The 2,992-nt window shown below is 52.0% G+C and carries 3 protein-coding genes; 1 reads left to right on the top strand and 2 read right to left on the bottom strand.

Annotation, left to right across the window (positions count from 1 at the left end; translation table 11 throughout):
- Window positions 1-36 precede the first annotated feature (36 nt).
- The gene (locus H8Q75_RS04505; protein ID WP_297040807.1) at window positions 37-1,221 is read right to left on the bottom strand and encodes a hypothetical protein; all 1,185 of its coding nucleotides are present in this window, start codon (window positions 1,219-1,221) and stop codon (window positions 37-39) included.
- A 150-nt stretch (window positions 1,222-1,371) separates the two neighbouring features.
- Between H8Q75_RS04505 and H8Q75_RS04500 the strand changes: the two genes are divergently transcribed.
- Window positions 1,372-1,716 carry a carboxymuconolactone decarboxylase family protein gene (locus H8Q75_RS04500; RefSeq protein WP_024125821.1) on the top strand — a complete coding sequence of 115 codons (345 nt, stop codon included), beginning with the start codon at window positions 1,372-1,374 and terminating at the stop codon, window positions 1,714-1,716.
- A gap of 7 nt (window positions 1,717-1,723) precedes the next feature.
- Here H8Q75_RS04500 and H8Q75_RS04495 read toward each other — a convergent pair.
- A partial coding sequence (locus tag H8Q75_RS04495) for a nitrate/sulfonate/bicarbonate ABC transporter ATP-binding protein (RefSeq protein WP_297040806.1) occupies window positions 1,724-2,992 on the bottom strand: 1,269 nt, incomplete at its 5' end.

The following is a 2,992-nucleotide window of genomic DNA, read 5'->3' as shown; positions in this document are numbered from 1 at the left end:
TCCCCAAACCCATAAATTTCTCGGCCAGCGCTAGGCTTATTTCTTAATCAGGATATAGGCACGGACGTAATGGGGTATGCGACGAGCAGCCGCTTGATAGCTGGCACGGTCAGGAAAAATTCCCGCCAAAAAGTCCAACTGATAGAGATTGGGCATAAAAGCTCCCCCCGTATCGGCAATCACACCAAGGCGCAGTTTAGGCCGACCGCCCTGGGTATCTTCCACTACAACGACTCGGCCAAGACCAATATTCCAGACATCGCCAGCAAACGTCACTTCAGGCTCAATATTAATTTTGTTCTCAATGGTGCTGCCGTAGCCCTTAATGGCAGCCACTTGGCGAAAATACCAGTAGCGCCGCTGCTCATAGGGATCAAGCCCCTTGGCAAAGGGAATATCATTATGGCGATCCACATTGAAAAATTCTTCAGTGCCATCGGTAAATTGCACCAAAATCGTCCCCTGCATCAGGGCATCCTCAAGCCCTCTCCTCGTTAGGTAGGCCAAAGGCTTCACCCGTCCATAGAGGGAGCCACCCGGTTCAAAAATCCCTGCGAGCACCTGTTGCTTTGTGAGTTGCTTATAAAATAAATCCTCTGGTTGATCGGGAACATGGGGCGGCAGAGCATAAAGGGCCGCATTGTAGGTCTGCGTGCGGCTGCGTGATCCGCGATGGGTAAATACCGCGTAGTTAGTGAGGCGCAATTCTTCAGTTTGGTTTGGATTGCGGGGATTGTGGGGCAGCCATTGAATGACACGAAAGTGCTGATTAATAAATGCGGGGTCCTGCAAACGAATTGGCCGCTTGCGGCTAATATCTACCGTGAGCGTCGCAATCATGAAATCTAGCGTCTCGAGGACTTGGGGCAGCGTAACCCCCTTCATCGCCAGAATGCCTTCCCGTTGGGTAATGGGGTCGGTTGCACTAAAGTCTTGAAAATACTGGCGAGTGCTGCGCAACACTTGCAGTAGCTTCATGGGAGCGGTGCTAATGCGGTGCGGTGGCAGGGGGCGATCGCGAAACAGTTTGCGCCCATCCACTTGAAACTGAGGTTGGCCAAACTCATCCAGTACGGTGTAGAGGGAAGATACAGCAACAGGGGACGGTGTAACTGTTGTAGATACTGCTGCTGGTGCTGACGGCACCGTTGCCGCTTGACACCCCACTGCCAAGAACATCATACTCAGAGGACCTGCCGCACTTACCCAATAGAATCGCATAGGTACACATTGAAATTGTCCAAATTATTTTATTCCCTAACCGCTTTTTGCCATCAAAGGAACACAAAGAAGAAAAAACGTTGAAGTTTCAGTAGGATAGCGCCGTTTAGCGGCGATGATAGGCATAACACGAAATGTTTGAGAACAGCAATGTACGCCGAACAAATTAACCACATCAAATCCTACACGGCAAAGCTGACGGCAGCGATGCCCGATGCCATGAAAGCCTTTTATAGCTTGAGTCGTGCCTCTTCAACCCCTGGTGCCCTTGACACTAAAACTAAAGAGCTGATTGCCCTAGCCATTGGTGTGGCCAAGCATTGTGATGGCTGCATTGCCTTCCATACCCGTGCTGCCTTGCAGGCGGGCGCAACCGCTGCGGAAATCATGGAGACCCTAATGGTGACTGTGGCCATGGACGGCGGTCCTGCCTTGATGTATGCCACCCACGTCATGGAAGCCCTAGAGGAATTTAGCCAAAAACAGTCTCCCTAGGCGGTTGTCAAACGGCAGTCGTTTCAAGGGGCAGTGGCTCTTCAGGTTCACTGACTTCAAGGAAAATTTCCTTAGACGGTTCGTCATAGCCAAAGAGTTCGGCATAGCGTCCCCAGTCAATGGCGGTATTGAGCTGGCGCTCGGCCTCCTGCGGCGTAAAGTGTCGCTCTAGAATATCCAGCACCAAACTTTCAGGAATGCGGTGGTTTTGCTTGGCCATCAGGAAAGTATGGATTTGCTGCACAAGGCGGATATGCTTGAGGAGTTGCTGACGAATAATCAGCTTGCGCTGGTCAATGTCCCCCTGAATAAAGGCATTGCCAATAGGGGTCACACTGATATCCCCCTCTTTCAGTTCCACTAGTTCCATCATCTGGGCACCTTCGACAATGGGCAGAATATCATCTAGCTCCAATTGCAACTCCTGGGCAATGCGGTAGAGGTCCTCTTTGCGGTGTTCTAGGAGTTCCAATAGACCGGCGATCGAGCCAATGCGCACATGGGGAAGCAGCGGGTAACGCGGTTCCTGAGGGCTGGCAATGGTAGTTGGCCTGGGTTCCAGTTCCTCTAATTCGTCCACATGGGGGTTAGTGAGAATTTTATAGATGCGATCCACCGTGGCTTGAAACTCGGGGTTCTTGCGATCGCGATAGTGGGGCAAGGTGACTGGAAAATCAGCGCGGACGCGACCGGGGTTGCTCCCCAAAACAATAATGCGATCGGCGAGAATCACCGCCTCTTCAATGTGGTGGGTGACAATCAAAATGCTCTGGGTAGGAATTTTGTGCTCTAGCCACAGATCGAGAAGTTCAAAACGCAGGTTCTCGGCGGTCAGCACATCCAAGGCCGAAAATGGCTCATCCATACACAGGAGTTCCGGCTCCACCGCCAAAGCACGGGCAAATCCCACCCGCTGCCGCATCCCCCCCGACAGTTCCTTGGGGTAGGCATTTTCAAACCCGTCTAAGCCAATAATGTCAATCATCCGCAGTGCCTTGCGCCGGCGCGATCGCGGACCTTCTCCCAAGGCCTTTAGCCCCAACTCCACATTTTCCAAAACCGTTAGCCACGGATAGAGCGCCGAACTTTGAAAAACAATCGCAGCCCCCGGATTCAAGCCCTGCATTGGCTGCTCGCGGTACAAGACCTGCCCAGATGTAGGTGCAACCAAACCTGTAATAATGCGCATCAGGGTTGATTTACCAGATCCTGAGGGCCCTAACAGCGCAACAATTTCCCCTGTGCGTAACTCAAGGTCAATGTTTTCCATAATGCT

The sequence above is a fragment of the Thermosynechococcus sp. OHK43 genome, assembly GCF_014466085.1.
Classification (GTDB): Bacteria; Cyanobacteriota; Cyanobacteriia; order Thermosynechococcales; family Thermosynechococcaceae; genus Thermosynechococcus.
The sequence above is the reverse complement of the archived record's forward strand: the minus strand, read 5'-3'. Positions and strand labels throughout refer to the sequence as shown.

Coding starts and splice junctions, on each gene's coding strand:
- H8Q75_RS04505 (WP_297040807.1), bottom strand. CDS start 1,221: ATGCGATTCTATTGGGTAAGTGCGGCAGGTCCTCTGAGTATGATGTTC.
- H8Q75_RS04500 (WP_024125821.1), top strand. CDS start 1,372: ATGTACGCCGAACAAATTAACCACATCAAATCCTACACGGCAAAGCTG.